The following is a 25,217-nucleotide window of genomic DNA, read 5'->3' on the forward strand; positions in this document are numbered from 1 at the left end:
GCTTTAAATAGCATAAATTATAAAAGTCCCATATATTTGACAGTTATAATAAATAGACAAAAAAGTATATATTTAGAATAATCAAACACAATTTACTATTTATATGTTAAAATAAATTCATAAGGAGAAAGTAATATGATGAATTTATTACATTTAAAATACGTAATTGAAGTGGCTAAAGCTGGCTCGATAAGTAAAGCTGCCAATAATCTCTATATGAATCAACCGCACTTAAGTAAAACGATCAAAGATTTAGAAGAAAATATGCAAATAATTATTTTTGAAAGAACTTCTAAAGGAGTTGTTCCAACTAAAAAAGGGGCTGAATTTATTGAACGAGCTAAAAGCATTATTATGCAGGTTGATGAAATGGAGGCGATGTATCATAGCTATGATGATAAATCGATTCATTTAGATATATGTGTACCAAGAGCTAGTTATATTGCAAATGCATTTACTAATTATTTATCAATGATAAATCTGAAAGATAAAAATATTAAAGTAAATTATCGTGAAACTAATTCTTTTGAAACGATCAAAGAGGTTTATGAAGGAGATGCGAATATTGGAATTATTCGTTTTTTTGAAGATGAAAAAAATTATTTTATTAATTTATTAAAGACTAAAGAGCTCGAATATGAAGAAATTCATCAGTTTAACTATCAATTGCTTGTTTCAAATGATAATCCTTTAGCTTATAAAGAAAAAATCAGTTTAAATGATTTAAATAATCAGATTGAAATTACGCACGGGGATATCTCATTACCTTCACTGCCTTTAGTGGCAGCAAATTGTAATGATAAAACAAGACAGGCTAAAAAACAGATAACTATTTATGAAAGAGGTATTCAGTTTGAACTGCTTAACCGTCTGCCTCATACATACATGTGGGTTTCACCTATTCCTCAAGAAATTTTGATTCGTTATAATTTAAAAACAAAAATTTGTCAGGATAATAGTACTACTTGTTATGATTTCTTGATCAATCGTAAAGGATATCGAATCTCTAAGGAAGACCAGGGATTTATCAATGAGATAAAACATAGTTTTAATAGAGATATTATTTAGGTATACGAAAAAAGGAATAGGGCTATTCCTTTTTTGTCACTTCGAAGTTAAATTTGTAAGCGCTATAATCAAATAGTGGAGGTGCTTATTAATGCAAAGATTTACATTACCTAGAGATTTATATCATGGAAAAGGTTCTTTAGAAGCATTAAAAACTTTTGAAGGTAAAAAAGCGATTGTTTGTGTAGGCGGTGGAAGTATGAAACGTAATGGTTTTCTAGATCGTGCCGTTGACTATTTAAAAGAAGCAGGGATGGAAGTTAAGTTATTTGAAGGAATTGAACCTGACCCATCAGTAGAAACAGTAATGAAAGGTGCAGCTGTAATGGAAGAATTTCAGCCTGACTGGATCGTTGCCATGGGTGGGGGTTCTCCAATCGATGCAGCTAAAGCAATGTGGATCAAATACGAATATCCAGAAATTACTTTTGAAGAAATGTGTAAAGTATTTGGGATTCCTAAATTACGTCAAAAAGCACATTTTTGTGCAATTCCTTCAACTAGTGGAACTGCTACGGAAGTAACTGCATTTTCAATCATTACAGATTACAATAAAGGGGTAAAATATCCAATTGCCGATTTTGAAATTACACCTGATGTTGCTATCGTAGATCCTGATTTAGCAGAAACGATGCCAGTTAAATTAGTAGCTCATACAGGTATGGATGCGATGACTCATGCAATTGAAGCATATGTATCTACTGCAAACTGTAACTATACTGATCCGCTTGCAATTCATGCAATTGAAATGATTCAGGCAAATTTAGTTAAATCTTATAACGGAGATATGGCATGTCGTGATGATATGCATGATGCTCAATGTTTAGCGGGACAAGCGTTTTCTAATGCTTTATTAGGAATTGTTCATTCAATGGCACATAAGACAGGTGCAGCTTTTGTTGATCAAGGTGGTCATATCATTCATGGGGCTGCTAATGCGATGTATTTACCTAAAGTAATTGCATTTAACGCTAAAGATGAAACAGCAAAAAAACGTTATGGTGTAATTGCCGATTATATGCATTTAGGTGGAAATAGTGATGATGAAAAAGTAGCATTATTGATTGCATATTTACGCAAGATGAATGATGATTTAAATATTCCACATTCAATCAATCACTATGGAGCAGATGGTCTACCTGCTGAGGTAGGGTTTGTACCTGAAGATGTTTTCTTAGCTCGAGTTGAAAATATTGCCGCTCTAGCAATTGAAGATGCATGTACAGGATCAAATCCAAGAATTCCAACTCAAGAAGAGATGGTAAAATTATTAAAAGCTTGCTATTATGATAGCGAAATTGATTTTTAAATTTTAAAAACTAGACAAGGAGGCAAGGGACCTTGTCTTTTTTTTATCTTATGTTAAAATGCTTTTGATAGGGAGGTAAGGAAATGAGTTTATATATCACAAGACATGGGGAAACTGATTATAATGTTAAAAATTTAGTTTGCGGTATTAGTGATGCTAGATTGACTGAAAAAGGAATTGAACAAGCTAAAAAGCTAGCGGTGTCGTTACAGTCAGTAAATTATCGCTATCTCTACGTTTCACCGTTACAAAGGGCAGTTGACACAGCAAATTTAGCTAATGTTCGACAATTAGAAATGATCGTTGAACCGCGTATCATTGAAATTAATTTTGGAAAATATGAAGGAATACATCGTAAAGATGAAGGTTTTTTAAATAATAAACATAATTTAGCGTTTCGTTATCCAGGTGGTGAATCATTTATTGAATTGTGTAAACGAGTCTATGAATTTCTTGATGAAATAAAAAATCAGGCAGTTGATAATGATGTTTTATTAGTTTGTCATGGTGCAGTTTGTCGGGCTGTTCATAGTTATTTTAATGATATGACCAATGATGATATTTTTAATTATCAAACTGATAATTGTGAATTATTGAAGTATGATTATTAATTGAATATTTTGAAATATGATTAGAAAGAATTTGTTGAAGAATAGAAATAAGGAAGTGTTGGATAATAAATCAACGCTTCTTTTTTTATCGTAAATATAAAAAAATCTGTTACAAGATACGTGAAATCTGTTACAAGATACGTGTTTTATCATGATGGCTAAAAGTTAAAAAATGTTGTTATTAACGATAAAAACTTGTTGTAATTTTTGTAAAAAAAAGTTACAAATATTCTAACTTTATAGTAAAAAAGAGGTTATGATAAAATATTTTATATAAATAGTTTTGAAAGGAGGATAGGTCTAAAAGGATAAGATTTATTATTGTTACTATGTTTAAATAATGAGCTATTAAATAAATTTGTAAATGAAAAAAGTTAAACGTAGTAATATTGGATGATTAAAAAATTAAGGATTTATTGTGGGAATGGGATGTTAATAAATAATATGGTATTAAAAAAGAAGGGAAGTGGAGAAATAATGCAGCACATTAAAAAAATATTTATTATGATCGTTAGTGCTTTTTTATTAATGACATCGATTACGAGCGGTATTGTAACGATTAAAGCACAAGATGATGTTGATCAATATGCGCTTATGCGTGAAAAATTTCACGATATGGCGGTTGGCGGCAGCTATGATATTAATGATCCAGATGTAAAACCGATGTTACAGTCTATTAATGATACAGCACAGTTGTATTGGGATAATATGAATAAAAATCCTATCTCTAATGCAATAAAAGGAAATTATATGAATGCTGAGGATACGGCTTTGGATCCTAATTTAGATCCATCGAATGATTATATTTTTCCTGAGTATCCGCTAGGTAAACGCCGTAGTGGCAGCAATGCGTATATTAATGCAAATTCAATTCAATTTACATATCAATATCTTAGAGCTATGGCTTTAGCATATGAGACCAAAGGCTGTGCATTATATAAAAATGAAGATATGTTTGAAAGCATTAAAATGGCATTAGAATTCATGAATGAATATCATTATAATCAAGAATTCAAACAAGGCAGTAAAACAGTCCCTTATGGTAACTGGTTTTCTTGGCGTTTAGGAGCTCCGGTTTATTTAGGAGAAACATTACTTCTTTTATATGATGATTTGGATAAAGAGACGATTGATAAATACGCTGCAACAATGGCGGAATTTGTTAACTGGACATCTTTTACAGGAGCAAATTCAACATGGAATGAACGTGTGAGTATGTATACTGGTTTATTAACAGAAGATTCATCATATATGAGTCATATTCAATCAGTAATGCCAACGGTATTAAAATATACAGAGCAGGGTGATGGATCTTTCCCTGACGGTTACTATGAAGATGGAACATTTATTCAGCATACAACTTTTCCTTATAATGGTGGATATGGATTGATGTGTCTAACAGATACAGCATATTTAATATACATGCTTTCAGGAACAGATTGGGATCTAGGAGAAGATAGTGCGAATATTGTATATGACTGGGTCTTAGATTCATATGAACCAATGGTTTATAATGGTTTAAGTATGGATGCTTTTCGTGGTAGAGAAATTACAAGAACTGATACTACGCAGCCTCGTGGGGCATTGATCATTGCAAATGCGATGTTAATGTTATGTCAAAATGCGCCAGAAAATATTCAAAATCAATTTAAAGGCTGTATCAAACAGTGGTTTGGCAATGAATTTATGATTGAACAAATGAATGCTAGTGCTGATACCCCTTGGTATAAATTCCCATTAGATACAGTAGTTAAAGTAAATAACATTTTAGATGATAATAATATCATGCCAATAAGTTTTGATGGAACAACTTATCAAATGAATAATGGTGCTCGGACGATCCATTGGTCAAAAGAGGGCTGGGCTTATACGATTGCCATGGCTTCACCAACTATTAAAACTTATGAAGGTGGCGATTCTAATAATAAAGGATGGTATATTGGAAATGGTGCTACTTACTTATATACAAATGATTTAGAACGTAGCGAAGGAGTCGAAAAAGCGACCAAAGATTGGTATCGCATTCCTGGGGCAACTTCAGTATATGGCAGAAATCAAGGATCACAATATAATCTCAATGCCTTTGCTGGTGGTGTAAGTGATGGTGTATATGGTGTATCAGGGATGGATCTAGCTATGACAACTCATAATTTAAAAGCTAAAAAGTCATGGTTTATGTTTGATGATGAAGTTGTTGCTTTAGGAAGCAATATTAGTGGACAATATGATGTAGAAACAACACTTGAAAATTATAAAATTGATGATCACAATAGAACATATTATGTAGATGGTAATGAGCAGACAATGAGCATGGATGGTATAGAAACTGCTTATAGTAATGTAAAAACATTTAATATGCAAGGGAATGTTGAAGATTCTGAAATCGGATTTTATTTCCCTAATAGTTTAGACATCAATGTAAAAAGTGAAACTAGATCAGGAACATGGTCATCTTTAGGAGAATATAATCGCGATACGACGACATATAATGCCGATTATTTTACTGTTTGGACAGATCATAGTGAAAATGGAAATGGCGCTGCTGATGGATCATATGCATATGTATTATTACCAGGAAAATCAGTCAGTGAAACAGCTGCATATGCTTCAAATAGTGATATTGAAATTATTCGTCAAGATGATAAAGTGCATGCAGTATATGAAAAGAGTTTAGGAACATTAGGTGTTAATTTTTGGCAGGATGGATATAATTCAGTTGATTTAGGTGATGTTAAAAATTATGTAACAAGTGATAGTGCGGCCTCAGTTATGATCAATGATACTGATAATGGCTTGAATGTTTCTGTTACCGATACGACTCAACAAAATAATGATTATATAACTTTAGAAATTAATCGTGAGGTACAGGGATTAGTTAGTGCTGATGAAGGCATTGAAGTTATCCAAATGGCACCAACGACGATTATTAAAGTTAATGTTAAAAATGCAGATGGTAAATGTTTCCAGGTTGCTTTTTCACATGATGATGTGGATTTAAAACCGACTTCAATCACTGATGTTTATATGGATGATGATGCTTTAGTAGTAGCTGTAAATCGTGAAATAAATGCTAAAAGCTATTTGATTCACTATGGTAATGAAAGTGGTAAATATACAAATGTTTTAGAAACTGATGATTTAACAACACGGATCTATGGATTAACACCAGGGGCTACTTATTATTTGAATGTTCAAGCTAAAAATGGTGAAAATATTAGTGAATTCGGAAGCGAAGTTTCTTTTACGACAACTGCTACAACTTCATTTTTTGATGAATTTGAAACAATGGATAAGATGTTGAGTCATACATCAAATTGGGATTTTGATTCAGCAAATGCGGGACAAAATGGACAGGCGAATAATTTTGAAAGTGATACTACTCGAATTAAACGCGTTGGTTCAGATAGAAATAGTGTTGAGTCGATCGTTTATATGCTGCCAGGACTTCAAGATTTTACTTTAGAAGTATATGGTTATGATAATTCGATCGGAACGATCAACATGTATACATCACAGGATGGTAATACATGGCAAGAACAAGCTTATCGTACTTCGCCAGCTGTCAATACTAAAAATGGCTGGTTTAAACAAAATTTATCGACACCAGAGAGTGGAATTAATGAAGATGCTAATTATCTTAAAATTGAGGTTTGTGATCATCCAACTAAAGTATGGGCACCACAATTTACTAGATTTGATGCTACGATGAAAAATGCTAGTGATCTTAAATTATTAAAAGATTTAATGCAAAATGACAGTAAAATATATTTAACTACTGATGTTGATTTTACAACTTATTTAGATGATGATGTCGTAATGGCTACCAGTGATGATGCTGAATTGTTATATAGTTATACAAATATTAAAGATGGTACGATCACAGCTTACGTTAAAGAAGGTGGCAATGTAGATATTTCGATATCAAATAATGGTATAGATTATACCCCATTAACTGTTGCAAAAGAGGCAGTAGATACTAATGATGGTTATACAAAAATAAATATTATTATTCCAGAATTAGCAGAAAATATCGATTATTTAAAAATAACACCATCAAAAGATAGTATGATTTCAGATGTTACTTTGAGTTATGTGCCTGAAAATGCTGATGTCCAGCAAATTCGATTTGTTGATAAAAGTATCGATGGAGTTATTGATTATGATGTAGTTCCAGCAGTTAAAACAGCACCAATGAATGCCCAAAGTACGCTTATTTATAATTCAAATAATGATAGTGTTGTTACATTTAAAAATGGTACATTACAGTTTATGAAACAAGGTAGTGCTACAGTTGAGCTGCAAGTCAAGGGAACTGATGTATCAGCTGTTTTACCAGTTACAGTATATAAAGATATGGCTTTAAAAAAGGCAGTAACAGCAAGTTCTTCAACAGCTGGTTATGCAGTTACTAATGCTGTTGATGGTGATATGGATATTACAAGATGGCAATCTAATTCGCAAGGAAAAGAATGGATTCAGGTAGATTTAAAAAAAGAAACATCTTTTGATGCGATTGATCTTAAATGGTATTCAAATGGTGAAAGTTATGATATTTTGGTTTCTAATGATGGAACAAATTGGAAGAATATTAAATCAGAAACAGAAGCAAAATATGGTCAGTACGTTCGTTATGATTTTGATGAATCAGTAACGGCACGTTATGTAAAGATTCAAGGTGTAAGCGAATCACAATATTCATTATTTGCTTTTAGAGTTCTACAAAGAACTGGAAGTGAAAATGATGTTGAATTAGAACCATGGAATCTAGCGCTTAATAAACCAGCCTATAGTAGTGGTTTACATCCAAGTGATGGAACTGGAAAAGCTGAAAAATATGCTGTAGATGGAAGTACTGCAACCCGCTGGGCTTCAAGAAGAACAAATGATGAATGGTTTTATGTAGATTTAGAATCAGATTGTATTATTCAAGCAGTCAATATATTATGGGAAGTTGCTTCAGCAAAAGAGTTTAAATTACAAATATCTGAGGATGGTGAAACTTGGATCGACATGGCCCATATTAGTAATAATAGTGTGCAAAATGATTGGACAAAACATGTATTTTCTCAAGATTATGTTGGTAGATATGTCCGGATGCAGGGAATTTTAGCTAATACCGGATATGGATATTCTATTTATGAATTCCAGGTAATGGGAACAACAGTTGATAATCCTAGTGTTCAAGATATCAATAATATCTCATTTGTAGATAATAAAATGAGCATGTTGAAGGGACAAACAACGACTCTTGTAATTACAACTGATCCTGAAAATGTAACGGCTTCTAGTATTGCCTGGGAGTCATCAGATCCAAGCTTAGTATCTGTCAACAATAATGGTAAGATTACGATCAAAGGTGAATCAGGAAAGGCAATAATAACGGCATATTCGATTAAAGATCCGACTGTTAAAGCTGAATGTACGATCAATATTACACCTAGTGCCGGAAAAGTAATTAAAGTTGAAGGTTTATCTTTATTGAATACGGTCGATACATTATTTTTAGGAGATATTCATCAATTAAGTGCAAATATTACGCCAGAAAATGCAACACATCAATATATTATCTGGTCAAGCAGTGATGAATCAGTTATTAAAATAGATGCTGATGGAAAATTAAGTGCTGTTGGAATGGGAATAGCTACAATTAGTGCTAAGACAACAGCAGGAGTAAATGTTGAAATAACGATTACAGTTAAAGAAGCTCAAGTTGATAAAGATTCATTACAAGAAATTTATGATAAAAATAAAGATAAAGTAAGTGAAACTTATACTCCTGCAAGCTGGCAAGGATTCAGTGAAGCAATGGAACAGGCAAAAAATGTTTTAGAAAATGAAAGTGTTAGTCAAGAAGAAGTTGATCAAGTTTTAGCTGATTTGATGACTGCTGTTGAAGAATTGGTGAAAAAAGCTGATAAACGCGGATTAGAAATAGCTGTCGAAGTAGCTGATAAAATTACTGATGAAGATTTAGAAGCAGTAGTTCCTGTTGTAGTAAACGAATTTAATGCCGCTTTACAAGAAGCTAAAGCAATCTTAGAAGATGAAAATGTTAGTCAAGAAACAGTAAATGCATCATTTGATCGCTTAGCAACAGCAATTCAAATGTTGGATTTTATTAAAGGCGATAAAGCATTATTAGAGATTTTAGTAGCTCAAGCAGCTAAATTAGATAGTAGTGATTATACTGATGAATCATGGGCTGTTGTAGCTGATGCGCTAGCTAAAGCTAATGAAGTACTTGCTGATGAAAATGCATTGCAGGATGAAGTAGATGCAGCAACAAATGCTTTACAAAATGCTATAACAGGATTAGTGGAAAAAGTAGATAAGACATTATTAGAAGCTTTCTACAATAAAGTAAAAGATAGTGAAGAAAGTAAATATTTAGCATCATCATGGTCAGGATTCAAAGAAGCTTTAAATAGTGCTAAAAATGTATTAGAAAATGATGAAGCAACTCAAGAACAAGTGGATGCTGCATATAATGTGCTAGTTAAAGCCTATTTAGACCTAAGACTAAAACCAAATAAAGATTTATTACAAGAACTAATTGATCAAGCAAAACGATTAGATCGAGCAAATTATAGTTTGGCTAGTTATAAGGTGATGTTAGAAGCATTATCAGATGCTCAAGCAATATACGCTAATGAAGAAGCAACAGAAGCTGAGGTAATAGCAGTTCAAAATGATCTAGCAAAAGCAATCGACAGTTTAATAGAACAAAGTAATGAAGATACATTAAGTATTAAAACTGGTGATGATAGTTTTGTATATGGTTCATTAGGATCAATGATGCTAATGGCAGTGACGATTGTTTTATTGAAAAAAAGAGAATCTTAGATCAAAAATATAAATAAGGAAGTTTTAAGAATAAGCTTAATTCTTCCTTTTTTGTTATTTTAAAGTGCTAAAGAAACAATGTTATAGTAGAAAGATTATTAAGTTTTAGTTTGTTTAATAAAGTCTAAGATTTATAATTTTATTAATCAGATAACCATAGAAATATTAAGAGATAGATATAATGGAACTAAAGAATCATGAATAGCTATAATTAAAACTATAATAAAAAAATTTCATAATTTGTTTTAAAGACACAGAAATAGCATATTTTGTTAACGTTCAGCGAAAATGTCACCAAAAATGAAGAAGGGTTCAACTAGTGAGAACCCTTTGTTTTATTGTCTAATTCTTGGATGAGATTATTTAAGTCTTTGTGATTGTTAATCACAACTTTTCTGTTTTTATGATTAGTACCAACTATTGCACAATCATAAATTCTACCTATATATTTCATTCTTACTTTGTTTTCCAACACAAAATATAAAACAGTAATTTCCGTTGATGATCTGATTTTTATGACTTCTCCATTATTATCATATGGAACATAATAATAACCTTCATAAGAAAACATATTACCTTCAACGATTTTTCTTTTATTTGAAATTGTAAATACTAAATTTAAATCATAATTTTCGGTTAATTCTACAAATTCATAGATTGGATCAATGGGTAAATGCGCAAATTTTTCATTTAGATATTTTATATAGAAGTCATTGAACCATAAGTTTAGCTGATCATAATCTTTTATTTTAAATCTAATAATATCATTCGGTAATCTTCGTTGTGCGGTTCCATTGTATCTTTCTATTAATCCTTTTGCTTGTGATGTATTAGCGAAAATCATTTCAATACCGAGCTTTTCCATCATTAATCCAAAAGATGTCGTATTACCTTCAGAACTTTTAAAAATAGTATGTTTGTCTGAATAAATCGCTATGGGAATTCCTTTTTTTCTAATAATCAGTTCCATTATTTTACAATATCCAAACATACATTCGTTTTTGGTAAACCATCCTGCAAGTATATCATTGGTTGCATCATCTACAGCCATATGTAATGTGTAGAGCTGACCATTACCAAACCAGTCAAAAGGAGTTCCATCAACTTGAATAAGCATACCAGCTCGAGGACTTCTTTTTCTTAATAAATGTAGAGGAGAAGCTCTTTTATGACTTCTATGTTTTACCGGAGATGACCACTTGAATTGTTTATAAAGGCGCTGAAAGAATGAAATACTTCTAGGTTTAAGCTGATATTTTAGAACATCAAGCTCTTTAGATGGATTGAAAATAACATCTTCAAGATAAATATCTCTAAATTGTGATATAGTGATATTAGGGTATAGTTTTTTGAAATTGACGATATAGTCAACTTCAGTATTTGAAGCACGGTTATTGGCGGCCAAACCTTTATTGCCGTGAATCAAAGTGGAATCTATACCTTTTTCTTTTAATGATTTAGAAATACGAATAAGTTGACGCCTAGAATAGCCAGTAAGAATAGATAATTGATCATAAGACATATTTAAATCACCATTTATTTTTTTAGACAACAGATCAACAATTTCTTTTTTGTCCAATAAAAAAACCTCCTTCATATAACATGATAGAGGATAATTTTAACAAAGAGAATACTGGTGACATTTTCGCTGAATTTTGCGGTGACATAATCGTTGAATTTTAACAAAGAAATAGCATATTTTTGACATTTATAAATAGAAGACTTATAATAAAATTAAATAAATAAACGGGGAGCATTTGCTGAGAGTAAGCTTTAGACTTAGACCCATAACCTGATTTGGATAATGCCAACGTAGGGAAACAGTAATTTTGATTGTTTGCAGAAGGTTCTTTCAGGTGCCTCTGTTTTTTTATTAAAGGAGGACGGAAATTGAATTATACAACACAGATGGATGCAGCGAGAAAAGGAATGATAACACCAGAAATGAAAATTGTTGCTGCCAAAGAAAACCTTGATATTGAGTTATTAAGAGAAAAGATGGCTTTAGGAGAAGTTATTATCCCATGCAACAAAGTTCATCATGCTCTTTGCCCTAATGGAATCGGAGCTATGTTAAAAACAAAAATCAATGTGAATTTAGGAACTTCAAGAGATTTAGTTGATTTAGAGATGGAATATGAAAAAGTAGATATGGCAGTAAAGATGGGGGCAGAAGCCATTATGGATTTGAGTTCTTTTGGGGATACGCAAAAGTTTAGAAAATTTTTAGTCGAAAAATGTCCAGCAATGCTAGGAACAGTACCTATTTATGATGCTGTAGTTTATTATCATAAACCACTTATGCAGATTACAAGTAAAGAATGGATCGATATTGTAAGAATGCATGCTCAAGATGGTGTAGATTTTATGACGATTCATTGTGGAATCAATCGAAATACTGCTAAACGTTTTAAAGAAAATAAACGTTTAATGAATATTGTTTCTCGTGGCGGTTCGATTATTTTTGCCTGGATGGAAATGACAGGAAAAGAAAATCCTTTCTATGAATATTTTGATGAAATTTTAGATATTTGTGAACAATATGATGTGACTTTGAGTTTGGGTGATGCCTGTCGACCAGGCTGTATCGAAGATGCCAGTGATGCTAGTCAAATTGAAGAATTAATTGTTTTGGGTGAGTTGACAAAACGGGCTTGGCAGAAAAATGTCCAAGTCATGATTGAAGGGCCAGGACATATGCCGCTTAATCAAATTCAAGCGAATATGGAAATTCAAAAAACATTGTGTCATGGCGCTCCATTTTATGTCTTGGGACCAATCGTAACAGATATAGCACCTGGTTATGATCATATTACCAGTGCAATCGGTGGGGCAGTAGCAGCAGCCAATGGTGCTTCATTTTTATGCTATGTGACACCAGCAGAACATTTAAGATTACCTGATATAAATGATGTTAAAGAAGGAATAATTGCTAGTAAAATAGCGGCTCATGCAGCTGATATTGCTAAAGGAATTCCCCATGCGATGGATATTGATCATCAAATGAGTGAAGCAAGAAAAAAACTAGATTGGGAAAAAATGTTTACATTGGCAATCGATCCTGATAAAGCTATAGCCTACCGTCAATCTTCAAAACCAGAAAAAGAAGATACTTGCAGTATGTGTGGGAATTTTTGTGCAGTAAAAAATATGAATAGAATATTAGATGGAGAAAATATTTCTATATTTGATGAATAGGAGAAAATTATGTTTAAAGAAATGTTAGATAATGTCAGAATAAAAAAACCACTTATTCATAATATTACGAATTATGTAACAGTGAATGATGTAGCAAATATGGTCTTAGCTTGTGGGGCAAGTCCTATCATGGCAGATGATGAAAATGAAGTAGCAGAAATTACTAGTATTTGTACAGGATTGAATATTAATATTGGAACATTAAATTCTAGAACGATCTTATCTATGAAAAAAGCGGGACAGAAAGCAAATGAATTGTTACATCCGGTTTTATTGGATCCAGTTGGCGTAGGAGCAAGTCAGCTTAGAACAAAGACAGCTTTTGAATTGATCGATAATGTTTCTTTTAGTGTTATTAGAGGAAACATTTCTGAAATCAAAGTTTTAGCTTATCGTCAAGGAAGCGTTCATGGCGTTGATGCAAATGTTGAGGATGCTGTCAATGAAGAAAATTTAGATAATTGTATTGCATTTGTTAAAAAATATGCTCAGCAGGTTCAAGCGGTCGTTGCGGTGACAGGAGCAATAGATTTAGTTAGTGATGGCACAACTTGTTATGTTATTAGAAACGGAACAAAAGAAATGAGTGCTATAACGGGGACGGGTTGTCAGCTGTCAGCTTTAACAACAGCTTTTATTTGTGCTAATCAAGATCATATTTTAGAAGCAACCGCAGCAGCTGTATGTGCAATGGGATTGGCTGGTGAAATTGCCCAGACAAAGATGCAAGATCATGAAGGGAATGCAACTTATCGAAATCGAATCATTGATGCTGTTTATCACATGACGGGTGATGTTTTAGCAAAAGGAGCAAAATATGAAATTAGATAAGCAGGATTTATTATTATATGCTGTAACTGATCGCAGCTGGTTGAAAGATAGATCCCTTGCCAGTCAGGTAGAAGATGCTTTAAAAGGCGGAGCAACATTTTTACAGCTTAGAGAAAAAGATTTAGACGATGAAACTTTTAAAGATGAGGCATTGCAGATCAAAGCGTTATGCCAAAAATATCATGTACCATTTATTATTAACGATAATGTTGAATTGGCTAAGGAAATTGATGCTGATGGTGTACATATAGGACAAGATGATTGTGAATTGAAAAAAGCAAGAGAAATTTTAGGTAAGGATAAGATCATTGGTGTTTCGGTTCATGATTTAAAAGAAGCAAGAATAGCTTATGAAAATGGTGCAGATTATTTAGGTGTAGGTGCAGTTTTTTCAACTAATACTAAAAAGGATGCTTCAGCGGTTTCGTTTACAACTTTAAAAGAAATTTGTACAAATATAGATATACCTGTTGTAGCTATTGGCGGTATTAATGCTGATAATATTATTCAATTAACAGGTAGTGGGATAGATGGAGTGGCTGTGATTGGTGCAATTTTTGCCCAAGATGATATAAAAGAAGCAGCAAAAAAACTAAAAGAAAAGATCAGTCGATTAGTTCATCAAACAATACCGGCTTGTTTAACGATTGCGGGAAGTGATAGCAGTGGTGGTGCTGGTATTCAGGCTGATGTGAAAACAATGCTGATAAATCGGGTTTATGCTATGTCCGCTTTAACAGCTTTAACAGCACAAAATACGACTGGTGTTACGGGTATTTATGAGATATCAGATGAATTTTTAGAGCAACAGTTAGATAGCATTTTTACAGATATTTATCCCGAAGCTGTAAAAATTGGCATGGTGTCAAATCAAGCTTTGATTATTTCGATTGCAAAGAAGTTAAAAGAGTATAATGCTCGAAATATTGTTATTGATCCCGTTATGATAGCGACCAGCGGTGCTAAATTGATCGATGATGAAGCAATTGATACTTTAAAAGAATATTTGTTACCTATGGCTACTGTTTTAACACCGAATATTCCTGAAGCAGAAATTTTAGCAGATATGAAAATTAAAAACGAACCGGAAATGGTGGAAGCTGCTGCTTTAATTGGTGAAAAATACGGCTGTGCAGTTTTGATCAAAGGTGGTCATGCTATTAATGATGCTAATGATTTGTTGTATCAAAAAGGACATTATCAATGGTTTAAAGAAAAACGGATCGATAATTTCAATACTCATGGCACCGGTTGTACTTTATCAAGCGCAATAGCAGCAAACTTAGCAAAAGGGGATAGTTTAGAAAAATCTATAGAAAAAGCAAAAAAATATATATCAAAAGCATTAGCAGCGATGCTCGATCTAGGAAGTGGTTCGGGACCAATGGATCATGGCTGGGTATTAGATAAATGATTGTTGCTAATGCATATATATTTGTTATTGATGCGGTAAAAAATGCACATTAATGAGTATAATGATGTAAAAATTCTTATAGCTGATGGAAAGTATACATAAGATAATGAAGTATGATGGTGTTTTTAAATTTCTTGAAATTCGGAGATGATTTAATAATAAGTCATTGACAAGGTAGGTTGTGAAAAATAGCCTACCTTGTTAGTTAAGGGGATAAAATTTGAATCATAATTTGCAATTATACAGATATTTAGTATTATTTTGTTTGTTAAAAGATAATATTGGTTTGTCTAATCAAGATAACGATATCCAAGTATAGAAAATTTATTATATATTAATTTAATAATGATTTTTATCATAGTTAATGTTATAATACCTAAGAATAATTTATGGAGGCAAATATGAATATTATTGAATTAATCAAAGTTATAATTTTAGGTGTGGTAGAAGGGATTACAGAATGGCTGCCAATTAGTAGCACTGGACATATGATTTTGGTGGATGAGTTTATAAAATTAGATGTTAGTGCTGATTTTTTAGAGATGTTTTTAGTTGTAATCCAATTAGGAGCAATACTTGCTGTTGTGTTTTTGTACTGGCAAAAGTTACTTCCGTTTGATTATAAAAATAATTGGAAAATAAAAAAAGATACATTTTCAATGTGGTTCAAAATAATTGCAGCTTGTATTCCTGCGGCAGTAGTAGGGGTATTATTTGATGATCAATTAAATGAATTATTTTATAATCCTCCAACTGTTGCTATTGCTTTAATTGTTTTTGGGATTTTATTTATTATTATAGAAAATTATAATAAAGGAAAAAAAGCAAAAATCAATTCATTAAGTGAAATAACTTATAATACAGCATTGATTATAGGAATATTTCAATTAATTGCAGCAATTTTTCCTGGTACTTCTCGTTCTGGAGCAACTATTGTTGGAGCTTTGTTGATTGGAGTTAGTCGTACAGTAGCTGCTGAATTTACTTTCTTTTTAGCAGTACCAGTCATGTTTGGAGCAAGTTTATTAAAATTAGTTAAATTTGGATTCGCTTTTACTGCCAGTGAATTAGTTTTATTGATTATTGGTATGTTAGTAGCTTTTGTTGTCAGTATGATAACGATCAAGTTTTTAATGAGTTATATTAAAAAACATGATTTTAAAGTGTTTGGCTGGTATCGAATTATTTTAGGAATTATTGTTTTGATTTATTTTATGATTTTCTAAGTAAAGTACACATATAAATTTTATATGTGTATTTTTTTAGCTAAAAAAATCGTTTTATGCATAACTTAGGATGAGGTGTTGATATTGTGTGGTTATGATATTTTGTATTTAGATAATGATACTGAAAGTAAAAAAGATTACCTTGATAAAATTGAAAAATAATTACTGAAGGTAAGAAAAATAATAATGTTTCAATAAAAGCAAAATATTAAAGAAATCGATTATTTAAGAAATAATAAAGGGATCATATTATAAAATATCTTTATTTATGTTACAATGATAAAAGAGTAAAGGAAAATGTTGATCTGAAAAAATTTCTATTTTAATAGTTATAAGATTCGTGATGTTTAACTTTTAAGATAAAAATATCTTGTGCTAATAATATCTTTATAAAAATCAAGCAAAGCTGCGGCTTATAAGTTATTTTGATTAAGAAATTTTTTTGGAAAAAGCAAAAATAATAGCTTGCAATACTTAATAGTTTGAAAAGAAATGTAGGCAGAAAGGAGAGATAGCGATTATGAAGATTTTATTATGCTGCATGGCAGGGGTTACTTCTAATATGTTTGCATCAGCATTAAAGGATGAAGCAGCTAAAAGAGATTTGGAAATTATTGTCTGGGCTGCGGCTCAAACAGCAGTTGAATATTCTATTGAACAAGCTGATTTGATTTTAGTAACGCCACAACTAGCAGGTTCATTAAAGAAATTTAAAGATCTAGCAGTACCAGGAACGCCAGTAAGTCTTATTAGTGAAGAAGATTTTAGAACTTTTAATGCTAAAAAGGTTTTAGATGATGTTCTTTCGTTATAATGATAAAAAATAAGAACTATAGCTGATTTGATAGTATGATATAAAATAACCTCATCATTATGATGAGGTTATTCTTTATGAGCAAGTTCGATCCAGTAATCTGATAATTTCTCTAACATTTTTAAAAATTCTGTTGTCTCTTCTTTGGAAAAAACATTAAACATATCATCAGTCATATTTTGTGTAATATGACCGCTATCAGCTGCTTTTATAGCATGATGTAAATATTTCATAATAAGCTGATGTTCACGCTGTTTAAAATGCAGTCGTTTGTCATGTTGTTTAGGCATTTGAGGGATAACCCCAGTTTTGGCATATGTTTTTCCTCTAGGGCAATGTGGTTTTGATAAATCACATTGTCTAGGACATATCGGACAATGTGTTTCTTTCATACTTTTACTAGATATTTAAAGCAGATTCTAAATCTTTAAGCATCATATCTAATGCTGTGATACCACCTTCAGCAGTATACCAAACAGCTGGATGTTCTAAGTAGATGATTTGATTATTTTGATATGCATTTGTTTTTGCAACCAATTCATTTTCCATGATATCTTTTGCTAATTGAGCACCATCAGTACCAATTGCAGCATCTCTATCCATAACAAAGATATAATCAGGATTTAATTGTAAAACTAATTCAAATGATGTTTCATTACCATGAGTTGGAGTAGTTCCAGATGTTGAATTATCAGATGATCCATCACTATTACTATTGCCACGTCCGCCACGAGTACTATTTTCACTAGAGGCAGCAGTTGCCGCTTCAGCACCAATGTTTTCAAATCCAATTTCATTAGGAATTAATGAACAACGACCATCATTACCTAATAAATTAAAACTTCCACTTGTTGTCATACCAAGTAAAGCTGTTTTTCCTTCAGCAAACTCAGCAAGTTTTTCGATTCGTGAATTGAAAACATCGATTTTTTCATCTACTTCATCTTCTAATCCAAAAATAGAAGCAATTATTTTGGCATTATTACTTACACTTTTAACTAGTCCAGCTTCTGTATCAGTTGCTAAAAATACAACTGGAGCTATTTCACTTAAATCATCATAAGAAGCACTTAAACGCCCACCAATAAAAATAATATCTGGTTCACATTCCATAACTGCTTCCATATCTGCTTCTTTGATTGTTCCTAAATTTACAATATCATCATTATTTACATAATCTTGTAAATAATCTAAAGATGTTGTAGATGAACCAACGACACGATCACCTAGATCTAAATTATCTAAAATATCTAAAACAGCCATATCTAAAACAGCAATTCTTTCAGGATCGTATGGGACTTCAACTTCACATTCTTTTTTATTACCGTCTAATGCAGTAATTGTTACAGTTTCTTTTTCTTCTTCTTTTTCATTATTTGATGAGCAGCCAGTTATTCCAACTGCTAATACTAATACTAGAATTAATGATAATAACTTTTTCATATTTTCCTCCAAATTTTAATAATAAATCGTTAATGGTTTTCCATCAATTTCCATAATTTCAAAATCTACATTATATATTTTTGACAGTGTTTCTTTAGTAATTACTTCTTTAACTGTTCCAAATTTTGCAACCTTAGCATCTTTTAATGCACAAATATAATCAGAATAAAAGGCTGCATAATTAATTTCATGAAGAACAAGAATAATTGTTTTTCCTAGATCATCACAGAGTCTTCGAACAATTTTCATCATATTTGTTGCATGGTAAATATCAAGATTGTTTGTTGGTTCGTCAAATAAAATGTATTCTGTATCTTGAGCAATAACCATTGCAATATAAGCTCTTTGACGTTGTCCCCCTGATAATTCATCAATAAATTGATCTTCAAATTCTTCTAATTCCATATAACTAATAGCTTGATCGATCATTTCTTCATCTTCCTTTGTAAGATGACTGCCTGAATAAGGGAAGCGTCCAAATGATACAAGTTCTCGCACTGTTAATTTCATTTGTACATTATTTGTCTGTGTTAAAATAGCTAAACGTTTAGAAAGCTCTTTACTTTTCCAGTCTTTAATATCTTTACCTTGAAATTCAATTTCACCACTATCTCTTGCTATTAAACGCGAAATCATATTTAAAATCGTTGATTTTCCTGCACCGTTAGGTCCAATCATAGATGTAACACATTTTTTAGGAATATCAAAGCTTATTTCATCGACTACTTTTTTTCCATCGTATTTTTTTGTTAATTTTTTTATTTTCAAATTTATACACTCCTGTTCGTTAATAGTAAATAAAGAAAATAAATACCACCGGCAACTGAGATAAAGACGCTTACAGGGATAGCATAACTATATACCCGTTCAACGATTATTTGTCCGCCAATAAGAACGAACATTCCGAAAAATGTTGCCCCTAAAATTAATTGACTATGCTGATAAGTTTTAAATAATTGCCGTGATAAATTGGCAAGAATTAATCCCAAAAATGAAATTGGTCCAACCATTGCTGTTGCAATAGCAATACATAGAGTTACACCTAATAGCAATCTTTTGATACTACGGTCGTAATCGACACCTAAGTTAATAGCTTGATCTTTTCCCAGTGTCAATACATCTAGTAATTTTAAATCCTTCCATAAAAAATAAATTAAAATGATTAATAGAATGATTGAAAAAATTATAATTTCAGTATTGATATTGTTAAAACTTGCTACTAAAGATGCCAGTAAATTATCATATTCATTAGGATCCATTATTCGTGTCAAAGTTGTTTGAATACTTGAAAAGAATGAAGTTAATACAGTTCCAATCAATAAAACATATAGAATATTATATTTTGTCTTTTTAAATAAATAGCTATAAATTATGGTTGCTACAAGTGCCATAATTATTAGATCAGCAGCAAATGAATAATTAGCATTGGTTGCTAAAAGACTTGTTGAACCAGCAACAAAAATAATTGCTGTATGTATTAAAGAATATAAAGCATTCATTCCTAGTAAACAGGGGGTAACGATACGATTATTGATAATTGATTGGAAAACAATGGATGCACCACCAATTGAAAATGAGACAATAATCATAACAATGACTTTAGTAATACGAATTTTCATAGAATACATGAAAAGTTTTGGATTTGAAAACTTAACGCCAATAAACAAATATCCTATAATTGCAAGAACAGTTAGAATTCCTAAACAAATAAACTTTTTTTTCTGAATTTTGTTTAAAGAAAATCTCATTTTGTTCCTCCTTTTTTTAAGCGAATAGCTTTACGACCATGCTGTAAACGATAAAATAATAAGAAGATAAAGAGAATACTTCCTAGTATTCTAATAATTAGTTCAATAGGAAGTTCATAAGGGAAAATAATAACTCTTCCTATCATATCACAGACTAAAACAAAAATTGCACCAAATAATGCTGTATCAATCATTGTGCCTCGAATTTTATCACCTTTAAACATTGCAACCAAATTAGGAACGATCAAGCCAATATATGAAATTGATCCAACAATAACTACGATACTTGCAGTAATTGTTGCTGCTATGATCAATCCTAAAAATAATATCACGTGGTAATTGACACCTAGATTTTTTGAAAAATCTTTTCCCATACCAACGATATTAAAATGATTTGCATATATAAAAGCAATAATAACCAAAGGAACTACTAAGTAAACAATTTCATAACGCCCTCGTAAAACAAGTGAAAAATGTCCAACTAACCATGTTGATAATGCTTGAGTCATTTCGTATTTATATGCAAAATAGTTTGTGATACCATTAATAACATTACTAAACATAATTCCTACTAGAGGTACCATTACGACATCTTTAAATTGAATTCTTTGAATGAATCCGACAAAAATACATGTTCCTAATATTGCGAATATAAATGCAAAAAATGCTCTTGACCATAATGTTGAAGCGGGCATAAAAAGTAGTGCTAATAAAATCCCGAATTGGGCTGAAGAAATTGTTGCTCCTGTAGTTGGAGAAACAAATTTATTCATACATAATTGCTGCATGATCAATCCAGCAACACTCATTCCTATACCAGTACATAAAATTGCAAGTAAACGTGGTAACCGTGAAATTAAGAAGATTTCTAATTGTTCTAAATTACCAGATAAAACAGATCCAATATTTAAATCTATTACACCAACAAATAATGATATTCCTGATAATAGGATCAATATGATAAAAAGGCATATTGTTGAATAATATTTTTTAATGATAAATTCCTCCTCTCTTATTGGTTGAAGCAGCAGTGCGTCAGCATTATAATGTTAGATTAATCTAACATTATAATAACAAAAAAACAACGTTTGCAGCAAACTGGTTTTACATGCCAAGCACTACACGTTGCTCTAATATAGTAGCATAACAAATTTATAGAAGTCAACATTATTTATCTAATTAAATAAAAAATTTGTTACTATTCATTGAAAAGCAACAAATTATGCATGAATTTTGGTATATTATATGCAAGTCTTTAATAAAATATATATAATAGAAAGAATTATAGTTGTTGATAATTTTGAAAAAATACATTTCATGATATACGATTGTAAGATTAGGAATTTTTTAATGCATGAGATGAGAAATTAAGGAGGGGTGAAAAATGAATAAAGTGATTTTTATTTTTTCGATTTTCTTTTTTAAAAGAAGTAAGTAGTATTATAAATAGGGTTACTAGCAATGTTTGTAATTCAGTTAAAATCAATAACTAAAGCTGATAGCTATAGCTTTAGATTGGAAAATTATAGGAAATGATGTACAAGAGATATTAGAAGTACAGAATATAAACAAAACAAAAAAGCAAGTTAGAAAGGTGAATGATTTAGGTAATAAGGTCATAGAAAAGGATAATGAAATAGAATATGGCTATTAAACAATAAATGAATTATCAGAAGAAAAGAGAACATTTTTAACATATCAGATCATGGGCACTTATATTGCATTCTAGTAATTTTTAACAATAATTTGGTTTTATAATTGCGTTAATCTTTATTATTTGGGTTTTGTATTGATAGTGTTAGATAAAAATATAACAGGTTATTATTGAAATATTATTACTTTTGTAGGGGTATTGACGATTGAAGAAATGATATAAGACAATGAAAAAAATATTGAAGAGTATTTTGTTAGAAATAAGACTAACTGTTTGTACGTTGCTTTTCAAGAACGAATATATAGCTAGGCTATAATCACCTATTTTTTTTGTATCTTTTTAAATTACGCAAAATTTGTTCCTGTTTAACCTTCTTACGTTCATAAAAGGCTATTTGTTCGTCTTTGTTAGGTATGTTACTGTTACGTAGTATTTTTAATATTCTATCACATTTTTTTAAATTATTTACCGCTTCTATTTGTTTTCTATTTTTCAAAATATCACCTTTATAAAATCTTTGACAATTTTTATATTTATAATCCTCATAGATCTACATAAATTGAGCGGAGTATACTATTATTTTATTGTTGAATAAGTGTGGAAGAGTTAAAGAAAATATAATTGAAATTAGGAGAAATTTTTTGAATAAAAAAGTTTACTTAGATGGATTCATCCCACATCTTTTAGGCATAATCAAGATATAATAAAAGGTCAAGACATTATAAAGATCACCCAGTAACTAGGATGTTTTTTAGGTAAGATTAAGAAATATATTTTTGTGTGCATACTTTTTAGTTTTTATGCAAGTTGTTTCAAATACCTTAGCTGTTGTCTTATAATCTAAATCATGTTCAAGACAGTACTTTACAATTTCTAATTTTACTTTGTTTGGATATTCAGCTACTCTTCCCAATATAAAAACCTCCCGTATCAGTGCTTAATTATTTACACTGTCTACTAGGAGGTTATCATATCACTTAATGCCCTAGTTTTTTTATTATTTGTAAAAAATCTATTTCATGATATAATAGGTGTGGGGTAGATTATTTTTTAATACCTCAGTATGGTATAATAGGATTAAGGAGGATTGAAAAATGAATAAAAGAAATTTTTTATTTGCTCGACCTTCTTTTTTAAAAGGCGCAGGTAGCGTTTTAAATATTGGGGCCACTGGCAGAGTTTATTATAATTCTGCAAAATTTGTGGATGTAACGAATTTAAAAACTATTAGATTTTATCATAATTCTGCAAAATCTGTGGCTAGAGCGGATTTAAAAGCCCTTGAGTCAGATTGGAAAATTATAGGGGATGACATGAGGGAGGCGTTAGATGAATACAAGACACAAACATCTGCAAGAGCAAAGGGATAGTCGAATGTCAACTTCTTCAAAAAAACCAACTAGGAAAACAAGTAAGCCAAATAACGAGATTATAGGAAAAGATAATGAACTGGAAAATGTTCTTCAAACGATTAATAAATTACCAGAAGAAAAAAGAGAACTTCTAGTAGAACAAATGATGAGCATTTCGTACTCAGGTCCTATACCACATCCTAGTGATTTTCAGCAATATGAAAGTGTTCTACCAGGGGCGGCAGATAGAATTTTGTCTATGGCCGAAAAACAATTAGAGCATAGACAAACTCTCGAAAAATCTGTTATATTATCAGATGTTGAAAATAGTAAAAGAGGACAGTGGTTTGGCTTTATAATTGCGCTAGTTTGTACCATTGGTGGTTTTATATTGATAGCATTGAATAAGGATGCAATAGGTCTCTCTGTTGTTATTGGATCGATTGCAACTCTTGCAGGATTATTTATTTATGGCCAGAAAAGTGATGCGCGAGAACGCAAAGAAAAAGAAATGGAAGACAGAAATAATAAAGACCTAGATCAATCAAGCTAGGTTTTTTTATATCTTTTTATAATCCTTATAGGTCTATATGAATTTGGCAAAATATACCTCCATATTGTAGTAAAATAATTTAAGAGGGAAGAAAAATGAAGGGATTAAAAGAAATTTCTAATGACCTAAACAAGACAGTAGAAAATTTAAAGAAAGAAAAAGACATTAAAAAAGCTGTAGAAGAACTACAGCAGATAAAAGATAACTTAAGCCGAATCATAAAAGAAAGCACCCAAATTAATGGGTGTTTTCTTTTATGAAAATTGATAGTGTAAATTAAAATTATAAAATAGTTTTACAAAAAAAGTTATGCACGACAATTTTTTTAATAAAAAAACCGCTCTAGATAGCGGGTTTTGGCTTGTATGGCATCCTCAGTAGGAATCGAACCTACAACTTAACCTCCGGAGGGTTACGTGATATCCATTTCACTATGAGGACAGTACTCGATAAGTATAACACTATTAAATCTAAAAATAAATATCAAAAAAAGATTTTTGAAAAAAAGTTTGACTATAAATATAAAATAACTGACTAGGCAGATAAAAGATCCAGATCATAATAGCAAAAACAGAATCGATAAGTTTTAGATATACAAGCGCAATAATAATATCACAACATAATAAAAGAAAAACAGCAATAAAAAGCTTTTTATAAATTTTAAAACTATGATATAGATTCAATAAACTAAAACCTAAATATATAAGTGCCAAACTAACTAAAGGGTTTATTAAAATAAGACCTAAAAAAACAAAAGGAAAATAATTAGCATATTTTATCAGATACATATACGTCAATTGAACCATAATAAATAAACTAATACCAATTAAATAATGATTTGTAAATAACAAAAAATAATCAGCGATAAATGCTAAAGCACTAGCTAAAATAGCAGGTGGACTAACTTTTTTTATAACTAGATAAATAAAACAATTAAAACTGATCAACCATTTGATCAGATTACTATCGATATGATAAATATCACAATATACAAATATTCCTCCAAGGATGATATTAATAATATAGATCATCTAATCACCTCTTAAATAAATTATTACGATTTAATTCACATTTATGCTTTTTTAATTAAATAAATTCTGATAAATAACTAATAAAATATAGCTTATATAAGGGGAAATTTGTTAAAATGAAG

The 25,217-nt window shown here is 30.9% G+C and carries 21 protein-coding genes, 1 tRNA gene and 1 pseudogene; 13 read left to right on the forward strand and 10 right to left on the reverse strand.

Going from position 1 to position 25,217, the window contains the following annotated elements; all coding sequences use genetic code 11:
* Positions 1-135: 135 nt before the first annotated feature.
* The 4 genes from OC535_RS02080 (at position 136) to OC535_RS02095 (ending at position 9,831) form a co-directional block, all read left to right on the forward strand.
* Positions 136-1,068 (forward strand): LysR family transcriptional regulator, encoded by a 933-nt coding sequence (locus OC535_RS02080; RefSeq protein WP_227052806.1) that lies wholly within the window; start codon positions 136-138, stop codon positions 1,066-1,068.
* A 91-nt stretch (positions 1,069-1,159) separates the two neighbouring features.
* On the forward strand, positions 1,160-2,377 hold the full coding sequence (locus OC535_RS02085; protein ID WP_024720957.1) for an iron-containing alcohol dehydrogenase: 1,218 nt from the start codon (positions 1,160-1,162) through the stop codon (positions 2,375-2,377).
* Between the two features lie 83 nt (positions 2,378-2,460).
* The gene (locus OC535_RS02090; protein ID WP_024720956.1) at positions 2,461-2,988 is read left to right on the forward strand and encodes a histidine phosphatase family protein; all 528 of its coding nucleotides are present in this window, start codon (positions 2,461-2,463) and stop codon (positions 2,986-2,988) included.
* Between the two features lie 429 nt (positions 2,989-3,417).
* On the forward strand, positions 3,418-9,831 hold the full coding sequence (locus OC535_RS02095; protein ID WP_498823035.1) for a polysaccharide lyase family 8 super-sandwich domain-containing protein: 6,414 nt from the start codon (positions 3,418-3,420) through the stop codon (positions 9,829-9,831).
* Positions 9,832-10,147: 316 nt separating this feature from the next.
* On the opposite strand, the gene OC535_RS02100 is transcribed toward OC535_RS02095, so the two are convergent.
* Complete coding sequence (locus OC535_RS02100) at positions 10,148-11,410, reverse strand: ISNCY family transposase (protein ID WP_498823036.1); 1,263 nt, start codon at positions 11,408-11,410, stop codon at positions 10,148-10,150.
* A gap of 311 nt (positions 11,411-11,721) precedes the next feature.
* Between OC535_RS02100 and thiC the strand changes: the two genes are divergently transcribed.
* From thiC to OC535_RS02130, 6 genes and pseudogenes are all read left to right on the forward strand, one after another.
* Positions 11,722-13,029, forward strand: a complete 1,308-nt coding sequence (thiC, locus tag OC535_RS02105; protein ID WP_227053313.1) for a phosphomethylpyrimidine synthase ThiC — start codon at positions 11,722-11,724, stop codon at positions 13,027-13,029.
* Positions 13,030-13,038: 9 nt separating this feature from the next.
* Positions 13,039-13,860: a hydroxyethylthiazole kinase gene (gene thiM, locus OC535_RS02110; RefSeq protein ID WP_227053314.1), complete on the forward strand. Its 822-nt coding sequence runs from the start codon at positions 13,039-13,041 to the stop codon at positions 13,858-13,860.
* Positions 13,847-14,443, forward strand: a pseudogene (thiE, locus tag OC535_RS02115) (thiamine phosphate synthase); the annotation flags it as partial. The gene thiM and the pseudogene thiE, both read left to right, overlap by 14 nt.
* Positions 14,444-14,488: 45 nt before the next feature.
* Positions 14,489-15,274, forward strand: a complete 786-nt coding sequence (thiD, locus tag OC535_RS02120; RefSeq protein WP_498823083.1) for a bifunctional hydroxymethylpyrimidine kinase/phosphomethylpyrimidine kinase — start codon at positions 14,489-14,491, stop codon at positions 15,272-15,274.
* 401 nt (positions 15,275-15,675) lie between these two features.
* A complete protein-coding gene (locus OC535_RS02125; RefSeq protein ID WP_024720952.1) occupies positions 15,676-16,500 on the forward strand; it encodes an undecaprenyl-diphosphate phosphatase in 825 nt (274 codons plus the stop codon).
* 520 nt (positions 16,501-17,020) lie between these two features.
* Positions 17,021-17,314 carry a PTS sugar transporter subunit IIB gene (locus OC535_RS02130; protein ID WP_024720951.1) on the forward strand — a complete coding sequence of 98 codons (294 nt, stop codon included), beginning with the start codon at positions 17,021-17,023 and terminating at the stop codon, positions 17,312-17,314.
* A gap of 68 nt (positions 17,315-17,382) precedes the next feature.
* On the opposite strand, the gene OC535_RS02135 is transcribed toward OC535_RS02130, so the two are convergent.
* The 7 genes from OC535_RS02135 to OC535_RS02165 all read right to left on the reverse strand — a co-directional run bounded on the left by OC535_RS02135 (position 17,383) and on the right by OC535_RS02165 (position 23,072).
* Positions 17,383-17,706: a hypothetical protein gene (locus OC535_RS02135; protein WP_227053315.1), complete on the reverse strand. Its 324-nt coding sequence runs from the start codon at positions 17,704-17,706 to the stop codon at positions 17,383-17,385.
* 7 nt (positions 17,707-17,713) lie between these two features.
* On the reverse strand, positions 17,714-18,757 hold the full coding sequence (locus tag OC535_RS02140; protein WP_227053316.1) for a siderophore ABC transporter substrate-binding protein: 1,044 nt from the start codon (positions 18,755-18,757) through the stop codon (positions 17,714-17,716).
* 15 nt (positions 18,758-18,772) lie between these two features.
* Complete coding sequence (locus OC535_RS02145) at positions 18,773-19,525, reverse strand: iron ABC transporter ATP-binding protein (RefSeq protein WP_498823037.1); 753 nt, start codon at positions 19,523-19,525, stop codon at positions 18,773-18,775.
* Positions 19,526-19,527: 2 nt separating this feature from the next.
* Positions 19,528-20,505, reverse strand: a complete 978-nt coding sequence (locus OC535_RS02150) for an iron chelate uptake ABC transporter family permease subunit (protein ID WP_498823038.1) — start codon at positions 20,503-20,505, stop codon at positions 19,528-19,530.
* Positions 20,502-21,461, reverse strand: a complete 960-nt coding sequence (locus OC535_RS02155; RefSeq protein ID WP_498823039.1) for an ABC transporter permease — start codon at positions 21,459-21,461, stop codon at positions 20,502-20,504. Before OC535_RS02155 ends, OC535_RS02150 begins: the two co-directional genes overlap by 4 nt.
* Before the next feature lie 1,014 nt (positions 21,462-22,475).
* Positions 22,476-22,655 carry a hypothetical protein gene (locus OC535_RS02160; RefSeq protein ID WP_227053319.1) on the reverse strand — a complete coding sequence of 60 codons (180 nt, stop codon included), beginning with the start codon at positions 22,653-22,655 and terminating at the stop codon, positions 22,476-22,478.
* 255 nt (positions 22,656-22,910) lie between these two features.
* On the reverse strand, positions 22,911-23,072 hold the full coding sequence (locus tag OC535_RS02165; protein WP_227053320.1) for a hypothetical protein: 162 nt from the start codon (positions 23,070-23,072) through the stop codon (positions 22,911-22,913).
* A 181-nt stretch (positions 23,073-23,253) separates the two neighbouring features.
* Between OC535_RS02165 and OC535_RS02170 the strand changes: the two genes are divergently transcribed.
* The 3 genes from OC535_RS02170 to OC535_RS02180 all read left to right on the forward strand — a co-directional run bounded on the left by OC535_RS02170 (position 23,254) and on the right by OC535_RS02180 (position 24,324).
* Positions 23,254-23,529: a hypothetical protein gene (locus OC535_RS02170; RefSeq protein ID WP_227053321.1), complete on the forward strand. Its 276-nt coding sequence runs from the start codon at positions 23,254-23,256 to the stop codon at positions 23,527-23,529.
* Positions 23,489-24,064, forward strand: coding sequence for a DUF2335 domain-containing protein (locus OC535_RS02175; RefSeq protein ID WP_227053322.1), 576 nt, complete (start codon positions 23,489-23,491; stop codon positions 24,062-24,064). The genes OC535_RS02170 and OC535_RS02175 overlap by 41 nt, the downstream gene beginning before the upstream one ends.
* A 95-nt stretch (positions 24,065-24,159) precedes the next feature.
* Complete coding sequence (locus OC535_RS02180) at positions 24,160-24,324, forward strand: hypothetical protein (protein ID WP_227053323.1); 165 nt, start codon at positions 24,160-24,162, stop codon at positions 24,322-24,324.
* Between the two features lie 106 nt (positions 24,325-24,430).
* On the opposite strand, the gene OC535_RS02185 is transcribed toward OC535_RS02180, so the two are convergent.
* A tRNA-Arg gene (locus tag OC535_RS02185) sits at positions 24,431-24,505 on the reverse strand.
* A 29-nt stretch (positions 24,506-24,534) separates the two neighbouring features.
* A complete protein-coding gene (locus tag OC535_RS02190) occupies positions 24,535-25,095 on the reverse strand; it encodes a hypothetical protein (protein ID WP_227053324.1) in 561 nt (186 codons plus the stop codon).
* Positions 25,096-25,217 lie beyond the last annotated feature (122 nt).

Origin of the sequence: Clostridium sp. Marseille-Q5894 (genome assembly GCF_946902305.1) — a bacterium.
In the GTDB taxonomy this organism is placed as follows: Bacteria; Bacillota_I; Bacilli_A; order Erysipelotrichales; family Coprobacillaceae; genus Thomasclavelia.

Excerpts from the sequence above, each read along its gene's own strand:
- OC535_RS02080 (WP_227052806.1), top strand. The coding sequence starts at position 136 with ATGATGAATTTATTACATTTAAAATACGTAATTGAAGTGGCTAAAGCT.
- OC535_RS02085 (WP_024720957.1), top strand. The coding sequence starts at position 1,160 with ATGCAAAGATTTACATTACCTAGAGATTTATATCATGGAAAAGGTTCT.
- OC535_RS02090 (WP_024720956.1), top strand. The coding sequence starts at position 2,461 with ATGAGTTTATATATCACAAGACATGGGGAAACTGATTATAATGTTAAA.
- OC535_RS02095 (WP_498823035.1), top strand. The coding sequence starts at position 3,418 with ATGTTAATAAATAATATGGTATTAAAAAAGAAGGGAAGTGGAGAAATA.
- thiM (WP_227053314.1), top strand. The coding sequence starts at position 13,039 with ATGTTTAAAGAAATGTTAGATAATGTCAGAATAAAAAAACCACTTATT.
- OC535_RS02125 (WP_024720952.1), top strand. The coding sequence starts at position 15,676 with ATGAATATTATTGAATTAATCAAAGTTATAATTTTAGGTGTGGTAGAA.
- OC535_RS02130 (WP_024720951.1), top strand. The coding sequence starts at position 17,021 with ATGAAGATTTTATTATGCTGCATGGCAGGGGTTACTTCTAATATGTTT.
- OC535_RS02135 (WP_227053315.1), bottom strand. The coding sequence starts at position 17,706 with ATGAAAGAAACACATTGTCCGATATGTCCTAGACAATGTGATTTATCA.
- OC535_RS02140 (WP_227053316.1), bottom strand. The coding sequence starts at position 18,757 with ATGAAAAAGTTATTATCATTAATTCTAGTATTAGTATTAGCAGTTGGA.
- OC535_RS02150 (WP_498823038.1), bottom strand. The coding sequence starts at position 20,505 with ATGAGATTTTCTTTAAACAAAATTCAGAAAAAAAAGTTTATTTGTTTA.
- OC535_RS02170 (WP_227053321.1), top strand. The coding sequence starts at position 23,254 with ATGAATAAAAGAAATTTTTTATTTGCTCGACCTTCTTTTTTAAAAGGC.
- OC535_RS02175 (WP_227053322.1), top strand. The coding sequence starts at position 23,489 with ATGAATACAAGACACAAACATCTGCAAGAGCAAAGGGATAGTCGAATG.
- OC535_RS02180 (WP_227053323.1), top strand. The coding sequence starts at position 24,160 with ATGAAGGGATTAAAAGAAATTTCTAATGACCTAAACAAGACAGTAGAA.
- OC535_RS02190 (WP_227053324.1), bottom strand. The coding sequence starts at position 25,095 with ATGATCTATATTATTAATATCATCCTTGGAGGAATATTTGTATATTGT.